Annotated in this window: 15 protein-coding genes; 12 read left to right on the forward strand and 3 right to left on the reverse strand. The window is 63.0% G+C overall.

The genetic code is table 11. The features are described from left to right. Nucleotides 1–56: 56 nt before the first annotated feature. The 8 genes from PQR32_RS24600 to PQR32_RS24635 all read left to right on the forward strand — a co-directional run bounded on the left by PQR32_RS24600 (nt 57) and on the right by PQR32_RS24635 (nt 11,709). Nucleotides 57–1,094: an aldo/keto reductase gene (locus PQR32_RS24600; RefSeq protein ID WP_408232827.1), complete on the forward strand. Its 1,038-nt coding sequence runs from the start codon at nt 57–59 to the stop codon at nt 1,092–1,094. Next, entirely contained in the window at nt 1,091–2,530 is a 1,440-nt protein-coding gene (locus PQR32_RS24605) for an NAD-dependent succinate-semialdehyde dehydrogenase (RefSeq protein ID WP_408232830.1), read from the forward strand. Before PQR32_RS24600 ends, PQR32_RS24605 begins: the two co-directional genes overlap by 4 nt. Nucleotides 2,531–2,610: 80 nt before the next feature. Next, nucleotides 2,611–3,993, forward strand: coding sequence for an MFS transporter (locus PQR32_RS24610; protein WP_408232833.1), 1,383 nt, complete (start codon nt 2,611–2,613; stop codon nt 3,991–3,993). A gap of 435 nt (nt 3,994–4,428) precedes the next feature. Further along, on the forward strand, nt 4,429–4,998 hold the full coding sequence (locus PQR32_RS24615; RefSeq protein ID WP_408232836.1) for a fimbrial protein: 570 nt from the start codon (nt 4,429–4,431) through the stop codon (nt 4,996–4,998). A gap of 95 nt (nt 4,999–5,093) precedes the next feature. Continuing rightward, on the forward strand, nt 5,094–5,837 hold the full coding sequence (locus tag PQR32_RS24620; protein WP_408232839.1) for a fimbria/pilus periplasmic chaperone: 744 nt from the start codon (nt 5,094–5,096) through the stop codon (nt 5,835–5,837). A gap of 228 nt (nt 5,838–6,065) precedes the next feature. Further along, nucleotides 6,066–8,669 carry a fimbria/pilus outer membrane usher protein gene (locus PQR32_RS24625; RefSeq protein ID WP_408232842.1) on the forward strand — a complete coding sequence of 868 codons (2,604 nt, stop codon included), beginning with the start codon at nt 6,066–6,068 and terminating at the stop codon, nt 8,667–8,669. Nucleotides 8,670–8,725: 56 nt separating this feature from the next. Then, nucleotides 8,726–9,706: a fimbrial protein gene (locus tag PQR32_RS24630; protein WP_408232844.1), complete on the forward strand. Its 981-nt coding sequence runs from the start codon at nt 8,726–8,728 to the stop codon at nt 9,704–9,706. A 401-nt stretch (nt 9,707–10,107) separates the two neighbouring features. Further along, nucleotides 10,108–11,709, forward strand: a complete 1,602-nt coding sequence (locus tag PQR32_RS24635) for a peptide chain release factor 3 (protein ID WP_408232847.1) — start codon at nt 10,108–10,110, stop codon at nt 11,707–11,709. A 106-nt stretch (nt 11,710–11,815) separates the two neighbouring features. Here the strand turns inward: PQR32_RS24635 and PQR32_RS24640 are convergent, their stop codons facing one another. After that, nucleotides 11,816–12,691, reverse strand: a complete 876-nt coding sequence (locus PQR32_RS24640) for a LysR family transcriptional regulator (protein WP_408232850.1) — start codon at nt 12,689–12,691, stop codon at nt 11,816–11,818. A 369-nt stretch (nt 12,692–13,060) separates the two neighbouring features. Here PQR32_RS24640 and PQR32_RS24645 point away from each other — a divergent pair, with 369 nt between their 5' ends. Further along, on the forward strand, nt 13,061–15,427 hold the full coding sequence (locus PQR32_RS24645; RefSeq protein ID WP_408232853.1) for a bifunctional acetate--CoA ligase family protein/GNAT family N-acetyltransferase: 2,367 nt from the start codon (nt 13,061–13,063) through the stop codon (nt 15,425–15,427). 277 nt (nt 15,428–15,704) lie between these two features. On the opposite strand, the gene PQR32_RS24650 is transcribed toward PQR32_RS24645, so the two are convergent. Both PQR32_RS24650 and PQR32_RS24655 read right to left on the reverse strand, forming a co-directional pair. Then, nucleotides 15,705–16,250 carry a hypothetical protein gene (locus tag PQR32_RS24650; RefSeq protein WP_408232856.1) on the reverse strand — a complete coding sequence of 182 codons (546 nt, stop codon included), beginning with the start codon at nt 16,248–16,250 and terminating at the stop codon, nt 15,705–15,707. Between the two features lie 131 nt (nt 16,251–16,381). Next, on the reverse strand, nt 16,382–17,170 hold the full coding sequence (locus PQR32_RS24655) for an IclR family transcriptional regulator (protein WP_408232859.1): 789 nt from the start codon (nt 17,168–17,170) through the stop codon (nt 16,382–16,384). Between the two features lie 365 nt (nt 17,171–17,535). Between PQR32_RS24655 and PQR32_RS24660 the strand changes: the two genes are divergently transcribed. The 3 genes from PQR32_RS24660 to PQR32_RS24670 are packed head-to-tail and all read left to right on the forward strand — an operon-like array spanning nt 17,536 to nt 21,066. After that, nucleotides 17,536–18,492, forward strand: coding sequence for a sugar ABC transporter substrate-binding protein (locus PQR32_RS24660; protein WP_408232913.1), 957 nt, complete (start codon nt 17,536–17,538; stop codon nt 18,490–18,492). 8 nt (nt 18,493–18,500) lie between these two features. After that, on the forward strand, nt 18,501–20,021 hold the full coding sequence (locus tag PQR32_RS24665; protein WP_408232862.1) for a sugar ABC transporter ATP-binding protein: 1,521 nt from the start codon (nt 18,501–18,503) through the stop codon (nt 20,019–20,021). Continuing rightward, the gene (locus PQR32_RS24670) at nt 20,011–21,066 is read left to right on the forward strand and encodes an ABC transporter permease (protein ID WP_408232865.1); all 1,056 of its coding nucleotides are present in this window, start codon (nt 20,011–20,013) and stop codon (nt 21,064–21,066) included. Before PQR32_RS24665 ends, PQR32_RS24670 begins: the two co-directional genes overlap by 11 nt. Nucleotides 21,067–21,084 lie beyond the last annotated feature (18 nt).

Below are 21,084 nucleotides of genomic sequence, written 5' to 3' on the forward strand. Positions count from 1 at the left end.
AATGCGCAACTAACTGTCCGCGCTGCTGGATCCCGATCAGGAAGGAGACACGCACTATGGAATACATTCGCCTCGGCCAATCCGGTCTGAAGGTTTCGCGTCTGTGCCTCGGCACGATGAACATGGGCACGCCGCAATGGAAGCCGTGGATTTTCGACGAGGCGCAGAGCGAGCCGATCATTCGTCATGCACTCGAAGCAGGCGTCAACTTCATCGACCTCGCCGATTTCTATTCGACCGGCGTCGGTGAAGAAGTAGTGGGCCGCATTCTGAAGCGTCTCGCGCGTCGCGAGGAAATGGTCGTGGCAACCAAGGTCGGCTATGACATGGGCGCGTATCAGAACGCCGGTGGTCATTCGCGCAAGCACATCATGGACGGCATCGACGGCTCGCTGACGCGTCTCGGCATGGACTACGTCGACATCTACATGCTGCATTTCTTCGACGTGAATACGCCGGTCGAAGAAACCATGGGCGCGCTCAACGATATCGTGCGCGCCGGCAAGGCTCGTTATATCGGCGTTTCGACCATGTACACATGGCAGTTCGCCAGGATCATGCAGGTCTGCGAGCGCAACGGCTGGCACAAGCCGATCAATATGCAATTGCAGTTGAACCTGGCGTACCGCGAGGAAGAGCGCGAAATGATTCCATATTGCCAGGATCAGGGCGTCGGCGTGTCCGTGTTCAGTCCGCTGGCGCGCGGGCTGTTGACGTGCGATCCGCACTCAACGCGCAATCAGACCGACTTCTTCACCGCGCAAATGTATGGCGATGTGGCTTCGCGTGAGATTGCCGCATCGGTGGCGCGCGTGGCCGCGCGGCGTGGCGTTTCCGCCGCGCAGATCGCGCAGGCGTGGGTGCTGAACCACGGCGGTGTCGCGAGCATGCTGGTCGGCGCGGATACGCCGGCGCAGTTCGACAGCGCGCTCGCCGCGCTCGGCACGACGCTCTCAGCGGACGAACTGTTCGAGCTCGAACGCAACTACACACCGTGCGATCTGATCAACGACTACACCGCGGGCAAACGCGTTGCGCGCGAACCGCGCCGTGCGCAGGGCATGTTCGTCGAAACATTGGAGAAAGCGGCATGAACGAATTTCTCCGCACCGGGCATTACATCGGCGGCGAGTGGTACGAAGGCGCCGACACGTATGACGTGTTGAATCCCGCGACCGGCGAGGTGGTCGCGCAAGTGGCCAAAGGTGGCGCGGCGGAAACCGCGCAGGCCATCGCGGCTGCCGGGCGCGCGTTTCCCGCATGGCGTTCGCTGACCGCAAAAGAACGCAGCGCGCGCGTGAAACGCTGGGGCGAGTTGATGCTCGAGAATCGCGACGTGCTCGCCGAACTGCTGACGCTCGAGCAAGGCAAGCCGCTTGCCGAAGCGCGCGGCGAAGTCGGCTATGCGGCGAGCTTCTTCGAATGGTTCGCGGAAGAAGCGAAGCGTGCTTACGGCGATGTGATCCCGAGTCCGAATCCGAACGCGAAGATCATCGTGACGCGCGAACCGGTCGGCGTGGTCGCGGCAATCACGCCGTGGAATTTCCCGCTTGCCATGATCACGCGCAAGGCCGGTCCCGCGCTCGCGGCCGGCTGCACGATGGTGCTCAAGCCATCGGAAGAAACGCCGTTGTCCGCGTTTGCTTTGGCGGTGCTGGCCGGGAAGGCGGGCATTCCGCCCGGCGCGTTCAACATCGTGTCCGGCGATGCCGTCGCGATCGGCGGCGCGCTCACCGAATCCGACGTGGTGCGCAAGCTGTCATTTACCGGCTCGACGCGCGTCGGCAAACTGCTAGCGAAGCAGTCGGCGGATACGTTGAAGAAGTTGTCGCTCGAACTCGGCGGCAACGCGCCCTTCATCGTATTCGACGACGCGGATCTCGCCGCCGCCGTGCAAGGCGCAATGGCTTCGAAATTCCGCAACACCGGGCAGACGTGTGTGTGCGTCAACCGCTTCTACGTGCAGGACGGCATCTACGATGCGTTCACGTCCGCGTTGACGCGGGCGGTGCGCAAGATGCGCGTCGGCAACGCGCTGCAAGGCGAAGTCGAACAAGGTCCGCTGATCAATCAGGCTGCATTGAAGAAGGTCGAAACGCACGTGGCCGATGCATTGGAGAAGGGCGCAAAGATCTTGACCGGTGGCAAGCCTCACACGCTCGGCGGCACCTTCTACGAGCCGACCGTTCTGGTCGACGCCAACCGTTCGATGCTGATCGCCGAGGAAGAAACCTTCGGGCCAGTGGCTGCGTGTTTCCGCTTCAAGACCGAAGCGGAAGCCATCAACGCGGCCAACGATACGCCGTTCGGCTTGTCGGCGTATTTCTACACGCGCGACCTGGCTCGCGCATGGCGTGTCGGCGAAGCGCTGGAAAGCGGCATGGTCGGCATCAACGAAGGGATCGTGTCCACGGAAGTCGCACCGTTCGGCGGCGTCAAGCAGTCGGGCCTCGGTCGCGAAGGCTCGAAGTATGGGCTCGATGAATACACCGAACTGAAGTACATGATGATGGGCGGCCTCGGACGCTGATCTTCACACCGCGCGACGCAATCGGGCGCACGGCAACACGCCAGCCACGCCCGGCGATCCATACTAACGAAGGAGACAGCGTGAGTAATCAGGATATGCAGGCGGCCACTCTCGGCCTCGCCCCCACTTTGCCGGCGGCAGCGGCGTCCGCGCACGGCCCCATTCCTCTCGACGACGTTCCGCTGAACGCCTTTCACGTCAAGATCGCCGGGTTGACGTTCGGCGCGCACTTCACTGAGGGTTTCGCGCTCGGCACGATCGGCTACGCACTCGCGTCACTGAATCGGCAGATGCCGCTCGACGCATTCTGGATGGGCATGATCGGTAGTTCCGCGTTGATGGGCATTTTTGTCGGCAGTCTGGTATTCGGTTGGTTGTCGGATCGCCTGGGACGCCAGAAGATTTTTCTGCTGAGCTTTCTGATTATCACAGCGGCTGCGTTCGCGCAGTTCTATGTGCGCTCACCGCTCGAACTATGTTTGCTGCGCGTGTTGATCGGCTTCGGCATGGGCGGCGATTTTGCGGTGGGCCATGCGATTCTCGCGGAGTTCTCGCCGCGCAAACATCGCGGCACCTTGCTTGGGTCGTTCAGCGTGGTGTGGACGATTGGCTACGTGGTGGCGAATGTGCTCGGCATGCATTACGCCGATGCCTCGCCGGATGCGTGGCGCTGGTTGCTGGCATCGGCGGGTGTGCCGGCGCTGATCGTACTCGTGTTGCGCATGGGCACGCCAGAGTCGCCGCGCTGGCTGCATGGCAAAGGCCGCACGGCGGAAGCGAAGTCGATCGTGCTGAAGCATTTCGGCGCGAACGTCATTCTGGATGGCGGTCACGACGAGCACGCTCAATCGGCGGGTGGTTTCATGCGGCTGTTCAAACCGGATCTGATTCGGCGCACGATTTTCAATTGCGCGTTCTTCGTGTGTCTCGTGATTCCGTATTTCGCCATCTATACGTTTTTGCCGACCATCCTGAAGGCGATTCATTTGAACAATGATTCAAGCGCGGACTTTCTGCTGAACGGATTCCTCGTGCTCGGTGCGTTGATCGGCATCTGGCTGACCATCAAATTGCCGCGTCGTGTTTTCCTGATTGGCTCGTTCGCGGTAACGTGTGTTTCGCTGATCGCGTTGAGTTTGCTGCCGGAGTCGGCGACGCTCGGCATGATCGTCGCGTTTGGGATCTTCACGCTCACCATGTCGGCGTTCTCGAATCTCGTCGGCGTGTTTCCGCCGGAGTGCTTTCCCACTGAAGTGCGCGCATGTGGTGTTGGGCTCGCGATTGCGTGCAGCCGTCTTGGGTCGGCGGTGGGGACGTTTCTGCTGCCGCTCGGCATTGTGCATCTGGGCTTCCACATTACGATGATGGTGCTCGCGGCGGTGTTGCTGATCGGCATGGTGGTGTCGATTGCGTGGGCGCCGGAGACGAAGCATTTGACATTGAACGAAGCTAGCGGCGCTTAGTTCGCTAGAACGCTGTAGAAAACCCGCCGCATCGACAACGATGCGGCGGGTTTTTTGTTTTGGACCGCCCGTCAAGGCCTGCGGGGAAAAATCTGCTTGCCATGCGACGCGATGAGCGGCCCGCCGAAGACTAGGATTTTTCTTAATCCATCCCGCCTGACGCATCGCAAAAATTCTTATTAAATCCCGCAAGGCTATACCAGAAGCGGCAAGGATGCCGTGTCGTGCTCTTAACGTTATCCCATTAATTTAAGACTCGTCTGAGCGACTGTCGGGCCATGTTTTTTTAAGATTCTATTCATGGTGATCAACGCTTCGGTGGATACAGACACGGAGTCAAGCGAAAGCAGCGATAACCTGGGCGGTTCGACGTGACGATACGAAGTGGCCGCTGAATCCGAAACCGTTTAATTGATTGAATCTCAGGAGCTTAAAATGAAACAACGCATGATTTCCGGACTGTTCGTGGCCGCCATGGGTGCAGTCGCCCTGTTTTCGATGAAGGCCCATGCCGCGGACGGCACCATTACGTTCACCGGCGCTGTTTCGGACACGACCTGCTCGATCAACGGCATGACCTCCGGCACCCCGGCCGATATCGCCGTCACGCTGGCGCCGGTCTCCGCAGGCGCATTGGCAACGTTAGGCGCGACTGCCGGCACGACCAGCGCGGGTGCCATCCAGATGCAGTTGAGCGGCTGCTCCGGCGTGGCCACCAAGGCGATCGCGCACTTCGAAAACGGGTCGACCGTCGATCAATCGACCGGTTACCTAGCCAATCAGTCGATGGTAGCCCCTGCGCAAAACGTCGAAATCCGCTTGCTGAACGCGAATATGCAACCGATCAGCATCCTCAGCGGCAGCAACAACGACATCGCCACCAACGGCGCGCCGATTGCCGCGGGCAACGCGACGGTGAAGTACTTCGCTCAGTACTTTGCGACTGGCAAGGCGGTAGCAGGCTCGGTGACGTCGTCGGTTCAGTACACGATGCAATATCAATAAGTAGCGAAAAAACGGCGTTTGTTGCGGCAAACGCCATTTTTATGGACTAATTTTGAGATTAGTCGTGATCATGCTTGAAAAGAAGAGGAACGGTGATGAAAGCGATGCGTCGATGGATGGCGGTGGCGGGTATGGCGGGTGCGTTGTTCGCGGGCGCGGCGCACGCGAGCGTAACGATCGGTGGCACGCGGGTCGTGTATCCGCTGGATCAGCGCGAGGTCACGGTCAAGCTCGAAAACGATAGCCGCAACCCGTCGCTCGTACAGGTGTGGATGGATGACGGCAACGCCGACGCGAAGCCCGGCGAGACCAAGGTGCCGTTCGTGATCACGCCCCCGATCTTCCGGATGGACCCGCAGAAATCGCAGACGCTGCGTGTGATGTACAGCGGCGAAGCGTTACCGCAGGACCGCGAGTCCGTCTACTGGCTGAACGTGCTGGACATTCCGCCCAAGGCCGCGAACACCACCGACGCCAACACGCTCCAGTTCGCGTACCGCACGCGGATCAAAGTGTTCGTGCGGCCGCCGAAGCTGCCGGGCCGGCCCGAAGAGGCGCCGCGTCAACTCGACTGGAAGGTCGTGCCCGCGCCGAATGGCAAAGGGCAGGCGTTGGCAGTGTCCAATCCGGGCGCCTATTACGTGTCGTTCAGCGCGATCGATGTGATGGCGAACGGCCACACGTACAAGAACGACAACGGCGGCATGGTGGCGCCGCACGGTACGCAGATCATTCCCGTGCCGCAGATGACCGGCGTGCAGGCGAGCGCCAAGGTCCACTACACCGCCATCAGCGATTTCGGCGGCCCCATCGAGGGCGATGCGACGCTGAGCCAATAACGCGAGGCCCGTTCCTCGCGTCATCGCAGAGGGCGGCTTCACGCTGCCCGTCTCGTTTCAGTTCAAGCCCGTCCGTATCGCGCAGGCCGCTATACGCGGCGTCCCGCGCCCCTTCATTCGCCTATCTCGTAATTCAGAACTGTCCTAGATATTCCTATCTTGTAAATCCATAACATCGACTTGTACCTCATCAAGAGGCCGAAGTTTTCTGCAAGCGGTGTTACGGTCATGAAATCCTCGCGTCAAATTCAATCGAATTCCCACTCCAACGGCGATTGCGGTTCGTTCGGCCTCAAGCCGGTCACTGCTGTCGTGCTTTCGGTATTTGCTGTGTTGGGTTATATGGCGCAGGAAAGCGTCAGCGCAAAGGATGCAGCGCAGGTAGCCAGTGCCGTCACGTTCGACACGACCTTCCTGCAGACCGATGCGAAACAGACCGTCGATGTCTCGCGCTTTGCGCGTGGCAATACCGTGTCGCCCGGCGTGTACTCGGTCGACGTGTTGGTCAATGATGTGCGCGTAGCACACGACAACGTGCGCTTCGTCGCGACGCGCGATGGCGAAAGCGCGCGTGCATGCTTCGATCGCAAAACGCTCGAAGGCTATGGCATCGACTTCGCCAAGGTCGACGCAGAGCGCAACGAAGGCGCGACGAAGTCCGCAGCGAACGATTGCATCGACGTTGCCGCAGCAGTGCCGGAAGCGAGTATCGAGTTCGACTTCACCGAACAGAAGGTTGCGATCACGGTACCGCAGAAATACATGCGCAACTCGGCGCGCGGGTATGTGCCGCCCGAGTTGTGGGAGAACGGCGTGAACGCCGGCTTCGTCAGCTACAACGCGAACGCCTATCAATCGAACAGCGGCGGCGTGCATTCGACGCAGGAGTATCTCGGCCTCAACGCCGGCGTGAACATCGGAGCGTGGCATTTCCGTCATCAGTCGTCGGTATCGGCGGCGACGGGCCAGGCGACGCAGTTTGACAACATCGCCACCTACGTGCAGCACGACGTCGCGAAGCTGCGCTCGCAAGTGACGCTCGGCGACGCGCAAACGACAGGTGACGTATTCGACAGCGTGTCGTTTCGTGGCGCGCAGATCGCCACCGACGACCGCATGCTGCCCGAATCGCTGCGCGGTTACGCACCGGTCGTACGCGGCACGGCGGATTCGAATGCGCGCGTGACGGTCCGTCAGAACGGTCAGGTGATCTACGAGACGAGCGTGTCGCCGGGTCCGTTCGAGATCAAGGATCTCTATGCAACCGGTTACGGCGGTAATCTCGACGTGACCGTCACCGAAGCGGACGGCCGCACGAAGAGCTTCACGGTGCCCTACGCAGCGGTCGCGCAATCATTGCGCCCCGGCACGACGCGTTTTGCGGTGACGGCTGGCCAGTTGCGCGACGACTCGCTACAGACGAAGCCCGGCTTCACACAGTTCACGATGCAGCGCGGCCTCACGAATCTGGTCACGCTGTACGGCGGCGCGATCGCATCGAGCGGGTACGTGGCGGCGAACATGGGCGCGGCGTTCAACACGAAGTACGGCGCGGTTGCCGCCGACATCACGACCGCACGCACCGAAGTGCCGGGTCACGAATCGTTGCATGGCAACAGCCTGCATATCGGCTACAGTAAGTTCATTGACCCGACGGGGACGAATATTTCGGTGGGCGCTTACCGTTACTCGGACGCTGGTTATCTGAACTTCGCGGACGCTGCGACGTTGCGCGACCTCGCGCAGCACGGCGGCGACGTGAATGCCGCCGACCGTCAACGTGGCCGTTTGCAACTGACGGTGAACCAGAACCTGAGCAACAACCACGGTTCGGTGTTCTTGACGGCGTCGTCGCAGCATTACTGGAACCGGCCCGGCAGCGACGTGTTTTATCAGGCTGGTTATTCGAATGGCTTCAAGTTCGGTACCTACAGTGTGACAGCGGGCCGCACGCGCAGCTCGGACGGCACGTTGTCGAACGAGATCATGCTTAGCACGACGATTCCTCTTGGCCACACGCCGCATGCGCCGGTGCTGACGACGAACCTGAACGCGGGTAGTGGCGCAGCGACGATGCAGGCGAATATCAGTGGATCGGCGGGCGATCAGAACCAGTACTCGTACAACGCGTACGGGACGGCGGGGCAGGGTTCGTCATCGGGTGCGAATGTGAACGGCGGTGTGAGCGGTGTTTATCGCGCGCCTTATGCGCAGATGACGGCGTCGGCGAGTGCGGGAAGCAACTCGACGCAGGTCTCGGCGGGCGTGAGTGGCTCGATCGTCGCGCATCCGGGCGGCGTGACGTTCTCGCAGACGGTGGGCGATACGTTTGGCATCGTCGAAGCGCCGGGCGCGGGGGGGGCGACGGTGTCGAGCGCGACGGGCGTGAAGCTCGACCGCCGTGGCTATGCAGTAGTGCCGTATCTCACGCCGTATAGCATGAACACGGTGGATATCGATCCGAAAGGCTCGTCGAGCGACGTTGAGTTTGCGTCGACGTCCGAGCATGCGGTGCCGCGACTGGGTTCGGTGGTCATGCTGAAGTACAAGACGGTGACGGGACGCGCTGCGCTGATTCGCGCGCCGCGCTTGGGCGGAGAAGCGCTTCCGTTCGGCGCGGATGTGCTCGATGCCAACGGCAATCATGTCGGCGTGGTTGCGCAGGACAGCCGGATCTTTGCACGCGGCATCGGCGACAAAGGGACGCTCGTTGTGAAGTTCGGGGAAAAAGACGGGGATGTATGCCGGATTCAGTATGCGTTGCCGGTGAAGGACGCTAACGCGGATGCGGCTTATACGTCGGTGGAAGCGCATTGCGCCGGTGGCGTTTGAGCCGAGCGTCTGGGTAACTAGGTGACCGGATTCGTTCAAGAACTCTAAAGGTGGACATGATGCGTAAACAGATGCTTGCTCCGCGCTGGTTGGCGCACGTTCTTGTCGTATTGGCGTTGGCGGTTGGCTGGTCTGTACACGCGTATGCGGAGTGCCCGACCACGACGGGTCTGCCAGTGATATTCACGTATGGCTCGGTGGCCGTCTCCGATTCGACTGCCGTTGGCGATGTGATTCCAGGGACGGTTCAGAAATTCACCGTCATCGGAAAGTGTTCCCTGAGTTCGCTTTTCAACAAACCGATAGTTTCTTGCCCAGGGAGCGGGACAGCGGTGTCCGGCATGACGGGTGTTTATCCAACGAACGTCGCGGGGGTTGGCATGCGGATGCGCGACGCTAACGGCAAACCGATGGTGGGAACGAGTGCATGCTCTACCGATTCCCAACTCGGAACCACCGGCAGCGACGGGAGCTTTAATGTTTCAGGAACGTTTGAGCTTGTCAAAACGGGTTCTGTCACTGGCGGATCAATTACGGGCGCGTCCTATAACAGCGGTGTGCTAAACACCGGGTATCCGCTCAACAACGGCGCTAGCACGCTGTCCGTCGCGAACAACACGCCCGTGCGAGGCGTCACCTGCTCGGTGACGTCCGCAAGCGCTAACCAGACAATTCCTCTCGCGACGATAAGCCCGGCAATGTTTCCGACTGCCGGCTCAGTCGCCGCCAAGACACCGTTTTCTCTGGGTCTCAACTGCCAGTCCGGCGTTAAGGTCTCAGTGACATTTAGTTCGACGTCCGGCAATTCAGGCGTCGCGTCAGTTCTGGCGAACGCGGGCTCTGCAACGGGCATCGGTGTGCAATTGCTGGACGCGTCGCAGGCGCCGATTACACTGGATGCTGCTCTTCCGCTTACGTCGAGCACGACAGGCAATATGTCGTTTCAGTTTTTCTCACGATACTATCGGCTGGGGGTTGCGCCTGTAGTTGCCGGAACGGTTCGGGCGACCGCCATCTTTACGATGAGTTATCAGTAGGTGTAAATCTCGCGTCCCTCCTTGGTCTCGCGGGGGATCGATCTGCGTGCCGGTTGCGGCCCGCTGCTATTGCCGGAAGGCACGTTTTCGGAAGACAAGGGATCTGCCCGATCGCCCTTATGCCGGGACTGGTCGGCCGCCCGTCGCACCTCGTCGCAGCGCCTTCAAACCGTCTTGCGCCCATGACGTGTATCATTCGTTCCCTGCGCTGTTCTGCTGTGGCGATTCCCGTATTGTCGAACGCTCGTTCGTGACCTGTTTCCGACGCGGCTGGGTTGCCACTGTGATGCGGGTCATCGGCCCAATTCCCGCAGCTCGACGCCGCCGCGCATGACGTGGCACACCGGTGGCCACAAGCCGCTGGGAATCGCCCGAACCCCTATCCGTGACCGCCAGACCCGATGTCAGTTTCCGAACTCAAACGCCGCCGCACGTTCGCGGTCATTTCCCACCCGGACGCGGGTAAGACCACGCTCACGGAAAAGCTGCTGCTGTTCTCGGGCGCGATCCAGATCGCCGGTACCGTGAAGGGCCGCAAGAGCAACCGCTACGCGACGTCCGATTGGATGGAGATCGAAAAGCAGCGGGGCATTTCGGTGGCGAGCTCGGTGATGCAGTTCGAGTACGGCGACGCCGTCATCAATCTGCTCGACACGCCGGGCCACGAAGACTTCTCTGAAGATACGTACCGCGTGCTGACGGCGGTCGACGCCGCCGTCATGGTGATCGACGGCGCGAACGGCGTCGAAGCGCAAACGCTCAAGCTGCTCGAGGTCTGCCGCAGCCGCAAGACGCCGATCGTCACCTTCATCAACAAGCTCGACCGCGAAGTGCGCGAGCCGCTCGAACTGCTCGACGAAATCGAGCAGCACCTGGGCGTCGCCGCCGTGCCGTTCACATGGCCGATCGGCATGGGCAAGGACTTCCAGGGCGTCTACGACATCCAGCGCGATCAGGTGCGCCTGTTCCGCGCCGGGCAGGATAAGGCGGGCGGCGAGGTCGAAACGCTGCAAGCGCTCAGCGACGAAGAAGGCGAACGCCGCTTCGGTCATGCCTGGGTCAAGGCGAAGGAAGAGATCGATCTGATCACCGGCGCGTCGCCGGATTTCGATCGCGAGCAGTTCCTCGCCGGTCAGCAATCGCCAGTGCTGTTCGGCTCGGCGATCAACAACTTCGGCGTGAAGGAAATTCTCGACGCGCTGGTCGATCTGGCGCCGCCGCCCTCCATGCGCATGACCGTGCAGCGTCCGGTCATGCCGGACGAGCCGAAGTTCACCGGGGTCGTGTTCAAAGTGCAGGCGAACATGGATCTGGCGCACCGCGACCGCGTGGCGTTCATCCGCGTGTGCTCGGGGCATTTCGAACGCGGCATGGCCGTGAAGGTGACGCGCACCAATAAGACGTTCCGTGCGAACAACGTGGTGACGTTCCTGTCGCAGCGTCGTGAGACGGTGAGTGAGGCGTATCCGGGCGACATCATCGGTATTCCGAATCATGGCACGCTGAGTCTCGGCGATACGCTGACCGAAGGCGAACAGCTGCAATTCGTCGGCCTGCCGTTTTTCGCGCCGGAAATTTTCCAGACGGTGGAAGTGGTCGATCCGATGCGCGCCAAGCAGCTCGGCGAGGCACTCAAGCAACTCGGCGAAGAGGGCGCGATTCAGGTGTTCCGTCCGGAAGTGGGCGGTTTGATGATTCTCGGCGCGGTCGGGCAACTGCAGTTCGAAGTGGTGTCGCACCGTTTGTCGACGGAATATAAGGTCGACGTGCGTATGGCGCCGGCGCGTTACCGCATGTCGCGCTGGGTGACCTGCGATGATCCAGCCGAACTGCGTCGCTTCACCGATTCGTACGCGGCGCGGATCGCACTCGACGCGTCGGACGCACCGACGTATCTGGCCTCGCACGTGTCGGAGATTGAAGTCGCGCAGAAGGCGTGGCCGAAGATCGTGTTCAACGAATTGCGCGAGCATTCGGGCGCGCCGTTCAAGAAGGCGATGTAAATCCGCCGCGCCGGTACGTGAGTGCCGGGTAAAGCAGCGCAAACCGAAAGGCCCCGCCAAAAACGGGGCCTTTTGCGTTAACGGCACGACGACTACCGGCGATTCATCAGCGCGGATCGAGCTTTAACACCTCTTCCCGCATCCACCCGGCCAGCGCCTGCACATGTTCGAGCCCAACATGCCGCTGGGGAATATCGAGCCAGTATCCGAACGGCCCGCTCACCTCGACATCGGAAAACTGCGCAAGACTGCTGTCCGCCAGTTCCTCGACAATCATGTTCCGGTCGACGATCGCCAGCCCCGCGCCTTTACTCGCCGCGCGAATCGCCTGCTCGAGCGTTGAGAACTCGATGCCGTTGTTCGCGTAACGCGCGGGCATGCCGGCCTTCGCCAGCCAGTTCGGCCATAACTCGAGCCGAGCGTCGTTGTGCAGCACATGCAGCGCCGGCATGCGTTCGAGCAGCGCGTCGAGCGGTTGGCCGAGCAGACGCGGGGCGCCGACGAGCACATGGCGCTCCATCATCAGCAATTCGGAGTGCGCGTCTGCCAGTGCCTGGCGGCCGAAGCGAATCTGGCAGTGAACGTCGCCGTGCGCCTCAGTGCGAACGGACAGTTCGACGTCGGGCAATTCCACCGCGAGCGAACCTAGCCGCGGCGAAAACCATTGAGTGGCGAAAGTGGGCGGCAGAGCGAGCACGAGACGCCTCCGCCCTTTGGCGGCCGTGATTTGACGAAAGCCGCGCTCGATCGTGTCGAAGGCTTCTGACAGGCATGGCAGCAATTGCAGGCCCGCCTGCGTCAGACGGATGCCTTTGTGGTCGCGCTCGAACAGTTTCGCGCCGAGCGATTCTTCGAGCAGCTTGATTTGCCGGCTCACGGCGCCTTGGGTCACGCACAGTGCAATGGCCGCGCGGTTGAAGCTCATGTGACGGGCAGTCTCTTCGAAGAAGCGCAACGCGATCAGCGATGGCAAGCGCCGCATAAATCACCTTCTGTTACTTTTAATCGTGCGCGATCTGGCCGGCAAATGGTCGGACTGCGGACTCTGGTTGCGCTGCGTCGCCGGCCGCGCGTTTGTCTCCTGCGCGCGCGATCCGAACCGCCATCGGGCCAGCGATTTTTCAAGGCATACCGCCAGCGTGGCGGTCTGAAGATTGTCGCATTGGCGCCCGTCGTTTTGCTTGATCTCGATAAGAAATATCCGCTGTGCGCCCTGAGCCGTCGACCGCGGCCGGATGCCTGCCCGGCGCTTGAGGAGAAGCGCCGCGCGAGCGCTCAACTTCGCCTATGCTGACGAAGACGCGCGCCCGGCCGCCGAGCCGGCTTGCTTTCCCCCGTCTTCGGAGTGCCCGTGACCGTTCGCAATCTCGACGCCTTGTTTCGACCCAAATCCGTCGCCGTGATCGGCGCGTCCGAGCGGCCCGGCAGCACCGGCGCGATGGTGTGGGCGCGCGTGCTGGAAGGGGGCTTCGACGGCCCGCTCTGGCCGGTCAATCCGAAGTACGAAACGCTCGGCGGCCACGCCGTGTTCAGCGATCCGGGCGATTTGCCGGAAGCGCCCACGGTCGCGCTGATCTGCACGCCGCCGGCGACGTGGCCGGGCATCATCCACAAGCTCGGTGGCCTGGGTACGCGCGCGGCGATTATCGTCGGCGAGGTGCGTTGCGATGAGGACCGGCTCGCGCTGCGGCACGCGCTCTCGGCGGCGCGGCCGAATCTGCTGCGGATCGTCGGGCCGGGCAGTCTCGGCGTGGTGTCGCCGGCGCTGCGCGCGCATCTGGGCGCGCCGTCGTGCACGGTGAAGGCAGGCGGCGTCGCGTGGGTGTCGCAGTCGAATGCGCTGACCAATGCCGTACTTGGCTGGGCGCACGCGCGCGGCCTCGGCTTCTCGCACGCCGTGGCCCTCGGCGGCGAAGCGGACGTGGACGCGGGCGACGTGCTCGACTACCTGGCCAGCGACCCCGGCACGCGCGCTATCCTGCTCGAACTGGATAGCGTGCGGGCGGCGCGCAAGTTCATGTCGGCGGCCCGCGCGGCGGCGCGCAACAAGCCGGTACTGGCGTTACGCTCGGGCCGCGCCGATCCTGCCGACGCGCTGTACACCGCCGCGTTCCGTCGCGCGGGCATGGTGCGCGTCGATTCGCTCGACGATCTGCTCGACGAGATCGAGACGCTCGGCGTGGGCCGCGTGGCGGCGGGAGCCACGGCCACGCTGATTACAAGCGACCGCGGCCTGGCCACGCTCGCCTGCGACGCCTTTGTCGCGGCCGGCGATACGCTCGCGGCGTGGCCGGAGGAAGCGTCGGATGCCTTGAAGCAGACCTTGCCGTACGCGGTCGGCGGCAATCCGCTGCAACTCGGCGACGACGCGCGCCCTGAGCATTTCGGCACTGCCCTCAAACTGCTCGCGGAGCATCGCAGCACCGGCACGGCCTTCGTGGTCCACGCGTCGACGCATGGCGCGCCCGTTGGCGAGGTGGCGCAGGCCTTGATCGCGAATCAGCGTTTCGCGTACCGCGGCTTGCTCGCGTGCTTCTTCGGCGGCCTGGATGCCGCCACGCGCGACGCGCTGCATGCACAGGGCATCCCGGTTCATACGACGCCGCAGCGCCTCGCGCGCGCCTTCGCACGGCTGGTCGATTACCGGATGGGCCGCGAACTGTTGATGCAGACGCCGGAGGGTTTGCCGGCGCAAATTCCCGAATGCATCGACGCAGCTCAGGCTCAGGCGCGTGCGGCGCTAGCCGCAGGTGAGCGCGAACTAACCGGCGAAGCGGCGGCGCGGTTTCTGGGGCGGTTCGGGTTGCGGGTGGAAGCGGATTCGTCGACCCAACCCGTCGTCGACATCGCCGTCGAACTCCACGACGACGACAACTTCGGCCCCGTCTTCCGCTTCACGGCGCCATCGGCCGATGGCGTGTCCGAGCCGCTGCGCGTCTATGGTTTGCCGCCGCTCAACCCGATGCTCGCGCGCGACATCGTCACGCGTTCGCCGTACTCGCGGCTGGTTGCGCCGGAGCCGGCGCTGGCCGCACTGACGGCGCTCTCGCAAGCCGTGTGCGACGTCAAGGAACTCGTCGGTCTCACGCTGACGCTCAGGGTGTACCGCGATCGCGTGGCGGTCGTCGACCCCACGCTGAAAATTGCGGCGACGCGCAGCCGCCTCGCCATCGTGCCGTACCCGCGCCGCTTCGAAGAAACGCTGGATTGGCAAGGTGCGCGGGTGACGGTGCGGCCGATCCGTCCGGAAGACGAGGCCGCGCATCACGACTTCGTCGAAGCGATGACGCCCGAAGATTTGCGCCTACGGTTTTTCGGCGCGGTGGGCAGCTTCGACCACTCGCAGCTCGCGCGTATGACGCAGATCGACTACGACCGCGAAATGGCGCTGATCGCCACCGTACAAAGCGAAGAAGGCTTCACGCGGACGCTGGGCGTGGTGCGCGCGGTTGCCGATCCCGATAACGAAACGGCGGAATTCGCGGTGGCGGTGCGCTCGGATCAGAAAGGCCGGCGCCTCGGCCACTTGCTGATGGACCGGATCATCAAATACGCGCGGGTGCGCGGCATCCATTGGCTGGTCGGCGAGGCGCTGCGCGAAAATACCCCGATGATCGGGCTCGCCAAAGCCAGCGGTTTCACGATTACGCGGACGGAGGATCCGGGCGTGGTCGGGTTCAGAATGGCGCTGGATGAAGCGACAGAGGCAAGCGCTTAGGCGGAATGCTCAAAGCGCTGAGTTGCGCAGATCAGCGGCGCTCGTCGGCACAGTGGGTAACGACGCAGCCCAAGGCAGTCGAGGCGGCGATCGAAACGGCAAGAGGCGCCGAATGCCTCACGCCGCGGGAAACATGAAAAGCGCTCGCCGTGCTAAATGGGACCGATCGCCGCCGCGCCGTCGGCACAGCGGGCCAAGGCCGGTCGAGGCGGTGATCGAGGCGGCGAGAAGCGCCGAAGCCCTCACGCCACAAGAAGCCAGAAGGGCGCGAGCGACCTCAGGCCGCCAGCTTCGCAGCAGCCTCGTCGACTTGCGTGCGCGTCACCGCCAACTCGTCCAGCCACGCATCCCCGTAAACCGCTCCGGTCTCGCGCTCCAGCCGCGCGATCGTCGCCGCACAACGACCCGCATCCTTCGGCGTCGCGATAAACGACTTCACCGATTCACCCGCCTTGAACGCATCGAACAGCGGCACGCGAATATCGTCCGGCAGCGCACGCGTCGTCCACTGATACGGCTTGCCGTTGAACGTGAATTGCGGCGGCAGCACGCGCTCTTTCTTCGCAGCCGGAATCAGGCCGTACGTGCGCGCGGCCTCGCCGATCTGCTCCGGCGAAAACAGTTCGTCCGGGCTGATGTCGAATTGCTGAATGAACGTCTCGATGCTTTGCATCGCCGCGGCGCGATCGTCGCGACGCTTCTGCGCATGAGCGACGATGTCGCGCAGTTCGTCGGCTTCTTCAGGCGTGATCGTGAAGCTCGACTGCTTCTGCTGGAGTTCGGAAAAACGCTGGAATTCGGAATCGGTCAGAAGTTTCGCCATTGCTTATCGATGAGCGCGCATGAGCGAACCCATGCGGCGTGATTTTTGAGAGGGTCGCCATTCTAAACCATGTGCGCGAGCGGCCGATTTTCGAAGAGCCGCCGCGCGGGTTCACTCGCCGGCATGGCGTGCTAGGCGGCGTTCTCGTGAAACATCGACAACGCCTGGACCGTCTCGCGCAGGAGTGCGGTGGCGGCTTCCAGCGTCGGCGCGACGTATTCGTCGATACGCCGCAAGTACGGACAGGTGAGCACCGCGATCGCCTGGCCGGACGGGCCCTGGATCGGAAACGTGACGTCGGTCACGCCGAACGTCTGCTGGCTGTCCTTCTGCGAAAAACCCACCGCGCGAATCCGCTCGCAAGCCTGCTCGAGCGCGGCGCGATCGATCGTGACCTCGCCCTTCACCTTGGTGTGTTCGGCCAGCATCTGTTCGCGCTGCTCGATGCTTTGAAACGCCAGCATCACGCGACCCGAACCCGTATCGATCAGGCCGACGCGCGAGCCGAGCCGCACCGACATGCCCCACGTACCCGGACCGTCCACCTGGGCGATCACCAGCAGATTGCCGCGGTCGTACACCACGAGGTGACACGATTGTTCGGCAGCATCGGCAAAGCGCTGCATGAGCGGCAGCGCCTCGGAGATCAGACGGTTCATCGGCGGATGACGGTGCGCGAGCGCGTACAGCTTGAGGCTGAGCGAATAACGGTCTCCCGCCGCCGAGCGCACCACGTACTGACGCGCGACCAGCCGTTCGAGCATGCGATACATCTCGCTCGCATTGCGTCCCAGCAGCTTGGTGATTTCGGCACGCGTGAGTCCTTCCTTCTGCTCGGCGAGCAGTTCGAGGATGTCGAGGCCTTTGTCGAGCGCCGGGGCGCGGTAGCGATCGGCGTCGTCTTTGTCGTCTGCGTCCATCGTGAGGGAGGTTCCTTGGGCTGTTCTCATTATGTGGCGCGTGAGTGTACGTGCGGGACGAATCTCGCGGAGATGGAGCACGTCCAGGGAAAACACGGACGGTCGGTGCAGTGTATATTCCTTGACTTCGAAAAGTCCATATATGAATAATACGTTCATTGGTGAATGAACGCCGCCAATACTCGACAAGACTCGAATAAGAAAGCGCAGGACGAAGTGCCGGCCTCAGAGCCGGTTCACGCAGTTCCCACAACGCATATCTGGAGACAACCATGTCGTTCGCGAAAGGGCCGCTCACGGCCCGCCGTTTGTTCCGCACTTCGCTCTCCGTCACAGCAGCCGCTGCGTGCCTCGCCGGCCTCGCCATGACGGGCGCCGCGCAAGCCGCCGACACCGGCAAGATCGGCCTCGGCCTGCCGCTGCTGACGTCGCCGTTCTGGCAGTCGTACAACAACTATCTGCCCAAATATGCGAAGGAGAGCGGCCTCGACATCCTCGCGCCGGTCAATTCGAATGGCGATCCCGTCCAGCAGATCACGGACATGAACAACCTGCTGAACCTCGGTGCGAAGGGCATCGTGGTCGGCCCGCTGGATTCGGCCGCGATCAGCCGTGCGCTCGACGCCGCCGCGGCGAGGAATGTGCCGGTAGTCGCCGTGGACGTCGCGCCGACGCAAGGCAAGGTCGCGATGGTGGTGCGCGCCGACAATCACGCGTATGGCGAGAAGGCGTGCAAGTACATCGGCGATCACGTGAAGTCGGGCAAGGTCGTGCAGATCATGGGCGACCTGGCATCGGTCAACGGACGCGATCGCTCCGAAGCGTTCCGCACCTGCATGAAGGGTTATCCCGGCGTGTCGGTATTGGAAATTCCCGCAGCCTGGAAGGGTGACGTCGCGGCCACTGCGCTCGACAGTCTGCTGACCGCGAATCCTGACGTGAAGGGCATCTACATGCAGGCAGGCGGCGTGTATCTGTCGCCGACGCTGCAAACCTTGCGGCGCAAGCAGATGCTGTTTCCCGCCGGCGATGCCAAACACGTCGTGATCGTCAGCAACGACGGCATTCCTCAAGAGTTCGACGCGATCCGCCGCGGCGACATCGACGCGACCGTGTCGCAGCCCGCCGATTCGTACGCGAAATACGGACTGTTCTATATCAAGGCGGCATTGGCAGGTCAGACCTTCAAGCCGGGCCCGACCGATCACGGCAGCAACATCATCCAGTTGGCGCCAGGTATTCTGGAAGACCAATTGCCCGCACCGCTCGTGACGAAATCGAACGTCGACGACAAAGCCTTGTGGGGCAATACCGTTAAATGAGCGGTCAAATGAGCGAACTCACGTCCTCCGTGCCCGTCGTCGAAGCGCTTGAGGTCACCAAACGCTTCGGCTCGACGGCCGCGCTGAAAGACGTGAGCATTCGCGTCATGCCCGGCGAGTCGCATGCGCTCGTCGGGCGCAACGGCGCGGGCAAATCGACGCTGGTGTCGATCCTCACCGGCTTGCGCAAGCCCGACACCGGCGAGGTGCGTTTCAGCGGCGCGGCTGCGCCATCGATCGCGGATCGCGACGCGTGGCGCGAGCGTGTGGCGTGCGTCTACCAGCACTCGACGATCATCCGCGATCTGAGCGTCGCGGAGAATCTGTTCATCAATCGCCAGCCGTTGCGCGGCGGCGTGATCGATTGGCAAGCCATGCGGCGCGACGCGCGCGCGTTGCTCGATCACTGGAAGATCGACGTGCGCGAAGATGCCCGCGCCGGCGACCTGTCGGTGGAAGCGCGGCAACTGGTGGAGATTGCGCGCGCGCTGTCGTACGGCGCGCGCTTCATCATTCTCGACGAACCGACCGCGCAGCTCGACGGCGACGAGATCAAGCGTCTGTTTCGCCGCATCAGCGAGTTGCAGCGCGAGGGCGTGACGTTCCTCTTCATCTCGCATCATCTTCAGGAAGTCTATGAAATCTGCCAGGCCGTGACGGTGCTGCGCGACGCGCGGCATATCGTCAGCGCGCCGGTTTCCGCGTTGCCACGCGAGCAGTTGATCGAAGCGATGACCGGCGAACGCGGCGGTCTCGCCGTCGCTGATGCGGCGGCGCGCGTCGCGTTGCCCGCCGATACGGCGATCGCGCTGGAAATCAAAGAACTGGCCGGCGCCGATTACGTAGGCGTGTCATTCACCGTCAAGCGCGGCGAAGTCGTTGGCTTGACCGGCGCGACGAGCAGCGGCCGCACGAGCGTGGCCGAAGCGATTGCCGGCCTGCGTGCCGCCAAACGCGGCACGGTCAGCGTGAACGGCGCAACCTTGCCACCCGGCGATGTGCCCGCGGCGCTCGCGCACGGCATCGGCTGTGTGCCGAAGGATCGCCATCACGAAGGTCTGGTGCTCACGCAATCGGTGGCGGAAAACGCATCGATGACGATCGCCCGTTTGCTCGGCAGATTCGGCATCGCGCCGCCCGCGAAGAAGAACGCCTTCGGCCAGAAGATGATCGACGCGCTCGGCATCGTCGCGCAAGGTCCGGAGCATGTCGTGTCGGGTCTGTCCGGCGGCAATCAGCAGAAGGTGGTGATGGCCCGCGCGCTCGCCACCAACCCCGATGTGCTCGTGCTGATCGATCCCACCGCGGGCGTCGACGTGAAATCGAAGGAAGCGTTGCTCTCCGTCGTGGATCGCGTGCGCGAAGAAGGTAAGGCCGTGCTGGTCGTGTCCGGCGAACTCGACGATCTGCGCACCTGTGACCGCGTGCTGGTCATGTTCCGTGGCCGTGTCGCGGCCGAATTTCCCGCGGGTTGGCAGGACCACGACCTGATCGCATCCGTTGAAGGAGTCAGTCTCCATGAAGAATAGTGTGCCCAGTCCAGCATTCGGCACCGCGCAAACCCCGGCTCAGCCGCCGTTGGCCGCGCAGGCGTCACGTGGCAAACGCGCGCGCTCCGAACTCGCGCGCCTGCGCGAACTGGCATTGTTGCCCGCGCTGGCTTTGTTGATCGTGATCGGCGCATTTGTCAGCCCGAGCTTTCTGACCAAGGCCAATCTCATCAGCGTGCTGGGCGCGTCGGCGGCGTTGGCGCTCGTCGTGCTTGCCGAATCGCTGATCGTACTGACCGGCAAGTTCGACCTGTCGCTCGAATCGACGGTCGGCATCGCGCCCGCCGTGGGCGCGATGCTGGTGATGCCGGCAGCGTCCGCGGGCTTCGGCATGCAATGGCCGGCGGCGGCCGGCTTGCTCGCCATCGTGGTGGTGGGCGCGGTGATCGGTTTGATCAACGGCTTCCTCGTGGTGCGCTTGCGGCTCAATGCGTTCATCGTCACGCTGGCCATGCTGATCGTGCTGCGCGGCATGCTGGTCGGCGCGACCAAGGGCGGCACGCTGTTCGACATGCCGCCGTCCTTCTTCGCGCTCGCCACCACCATCGTGCTCGGCCTGCCTTTGTCCGTGTGGCTCGCGGCGGTGGCGTTCGCGATCGCGGCCTTTATGTTGCGCTATCACCGGCTGGGCCGCGCGTTGTACGCCATCGGCGGCAATCCGGAAGCGGCGCGCGCGGCGGGGATTCGCGTGGAGCGCATCACGTGGGGCGTATTCGTGCTCGGGAGCATACTTGCCTCGGTGGGCGGTTTGATCGTGACCGGCTATGTCGGCGCGATCAACGCGAACCAGGGCAACGGCATGATCTTCACGGTGTTCGCGGCGGCGGTGATCGGCGGTATTTCGCTCGACGGCGGCAAGGGCACCATGTTCGGCGCGCTCACCGGCGTGCTGCTGCTCGGCGTCGTGCAGAACCTGCTGACGCTCGCCCAGGTGCCGTCTTTCTGGATTCAGGCGATCTACGGCGCGATCATCCTGGGCTCGCTGATGGTGGCGCGCCTCGCTAGCGGCGAAGGCCAGAACTGATGCGCACGCACCTCGGAG

The sequence above is a fragment of the Paraburkholderia dipogonis genome, from assembly GCF_046027395.1.
In the GTDB taxonomy this organism is placed as follows: domain Bacteria; phylum Pseudomonadota; class Gammaproteobacteria; order Burkholderiales; family Burkholderiaceae; genus Paraburkholderia; species Paraburkholderia dipogonis_A.

Excerpts from the sequence above, each read along its gene's own strand:
- PQR32_RS24640 (WP_408232850.1), bottom strand. The coding sequence starts at position 12,691 with ATGCGGCGCTTGCCATCGCTGATCGCGTTGCGCTTCTTCGAAGAGACT.
- PQR32_RS24670 (WP_408232865.1), top strand. The coding sequence starts at position 20,011 with ATGAAGAATAGTGTGCCCAGTCCAGCATTCGGCACCGCGCAAACCCCG.
- PQR32_RS24660 (WP_408232913.1), top strand. The coding sequence starts at position 17,536 with ATGACGGGCGCCGCGCAAGCCGCCGACACCGGCAAGATCGGCCTCGGC.
- PQR32_RS24665 (WP_408232862.1), top strand. The coding sequence starts at position 18,501 with ATGAGCGAACTCACGTCCTCCGTGCCCGTCGTCGAAGCGCTTGAGGTC.
- PQR32_RS24655 (WP_408232859.1), bottom strand. The coding sequence starts at position 17,170 with ATGGACGCAGACGACAAAGACGACGCCGATCGCTACCGCGCCCCGGCG.
- PQR32_RS24620 (WP_408232839.1), top strand. The coding sequence starts at position 5,094 with ATGAAAGCGATGCGTCGATGGATGGCGGTGGCGGGTATGGCGGGTGCG.
- PQR32_RS24605 (WP_408232830.1), top strand. The coding sequence starts at position 1,091 with ATGAACGAATTTCTCCGCACCGGGCATTACATCGGCGGCGAGTGGTAC.
- PQR32_RS24630 (WP_408232844.1), top strand. The coding sequence starts at position 8,726 with ATGATGCGTAAACAGATGCTTGCTCCGCGCTGGTTGGCGCACGTTCTT.
- PQR32_RS24625 (WP_408232842.1), top strand. The coding sequence starts at position 6,066 with ATGAAATCCTCGCGTCAAATTCAATCGAATTCCCACTCCAACGGCGAT.
- PQR32_RS24650 (WP_408232856.1), bottom strand. The coding sequence starts at position 16,250 with ATGGCGAAACTTCTGACCGATTCCGAATTCCAGCGTTTTTCCGAACTC.
- PQR32_RS24635 (WP_408232847.1), top strand. The coding sequence starts at position 10,108 with ATGTCAGTTTCCGAACTCAAACGCCGCCGCACGTTCGCGGTCATTTCC.
- PQR32_RS24615 (WP_408232836.1), top strand. The coding sequence starts at position 4,429 with ATGAAACAACGCATGATTTCCGGACTGTTCGTGGCCGCCATGGGTGCA.
- PQR32_RS24600 (WP_408232827.1), top strand. The coding sequence starts at position 57 with ATGGAATACATTCGCCTCGGCCAATCCGGTCTGAAGGTTTCGCGTCTG.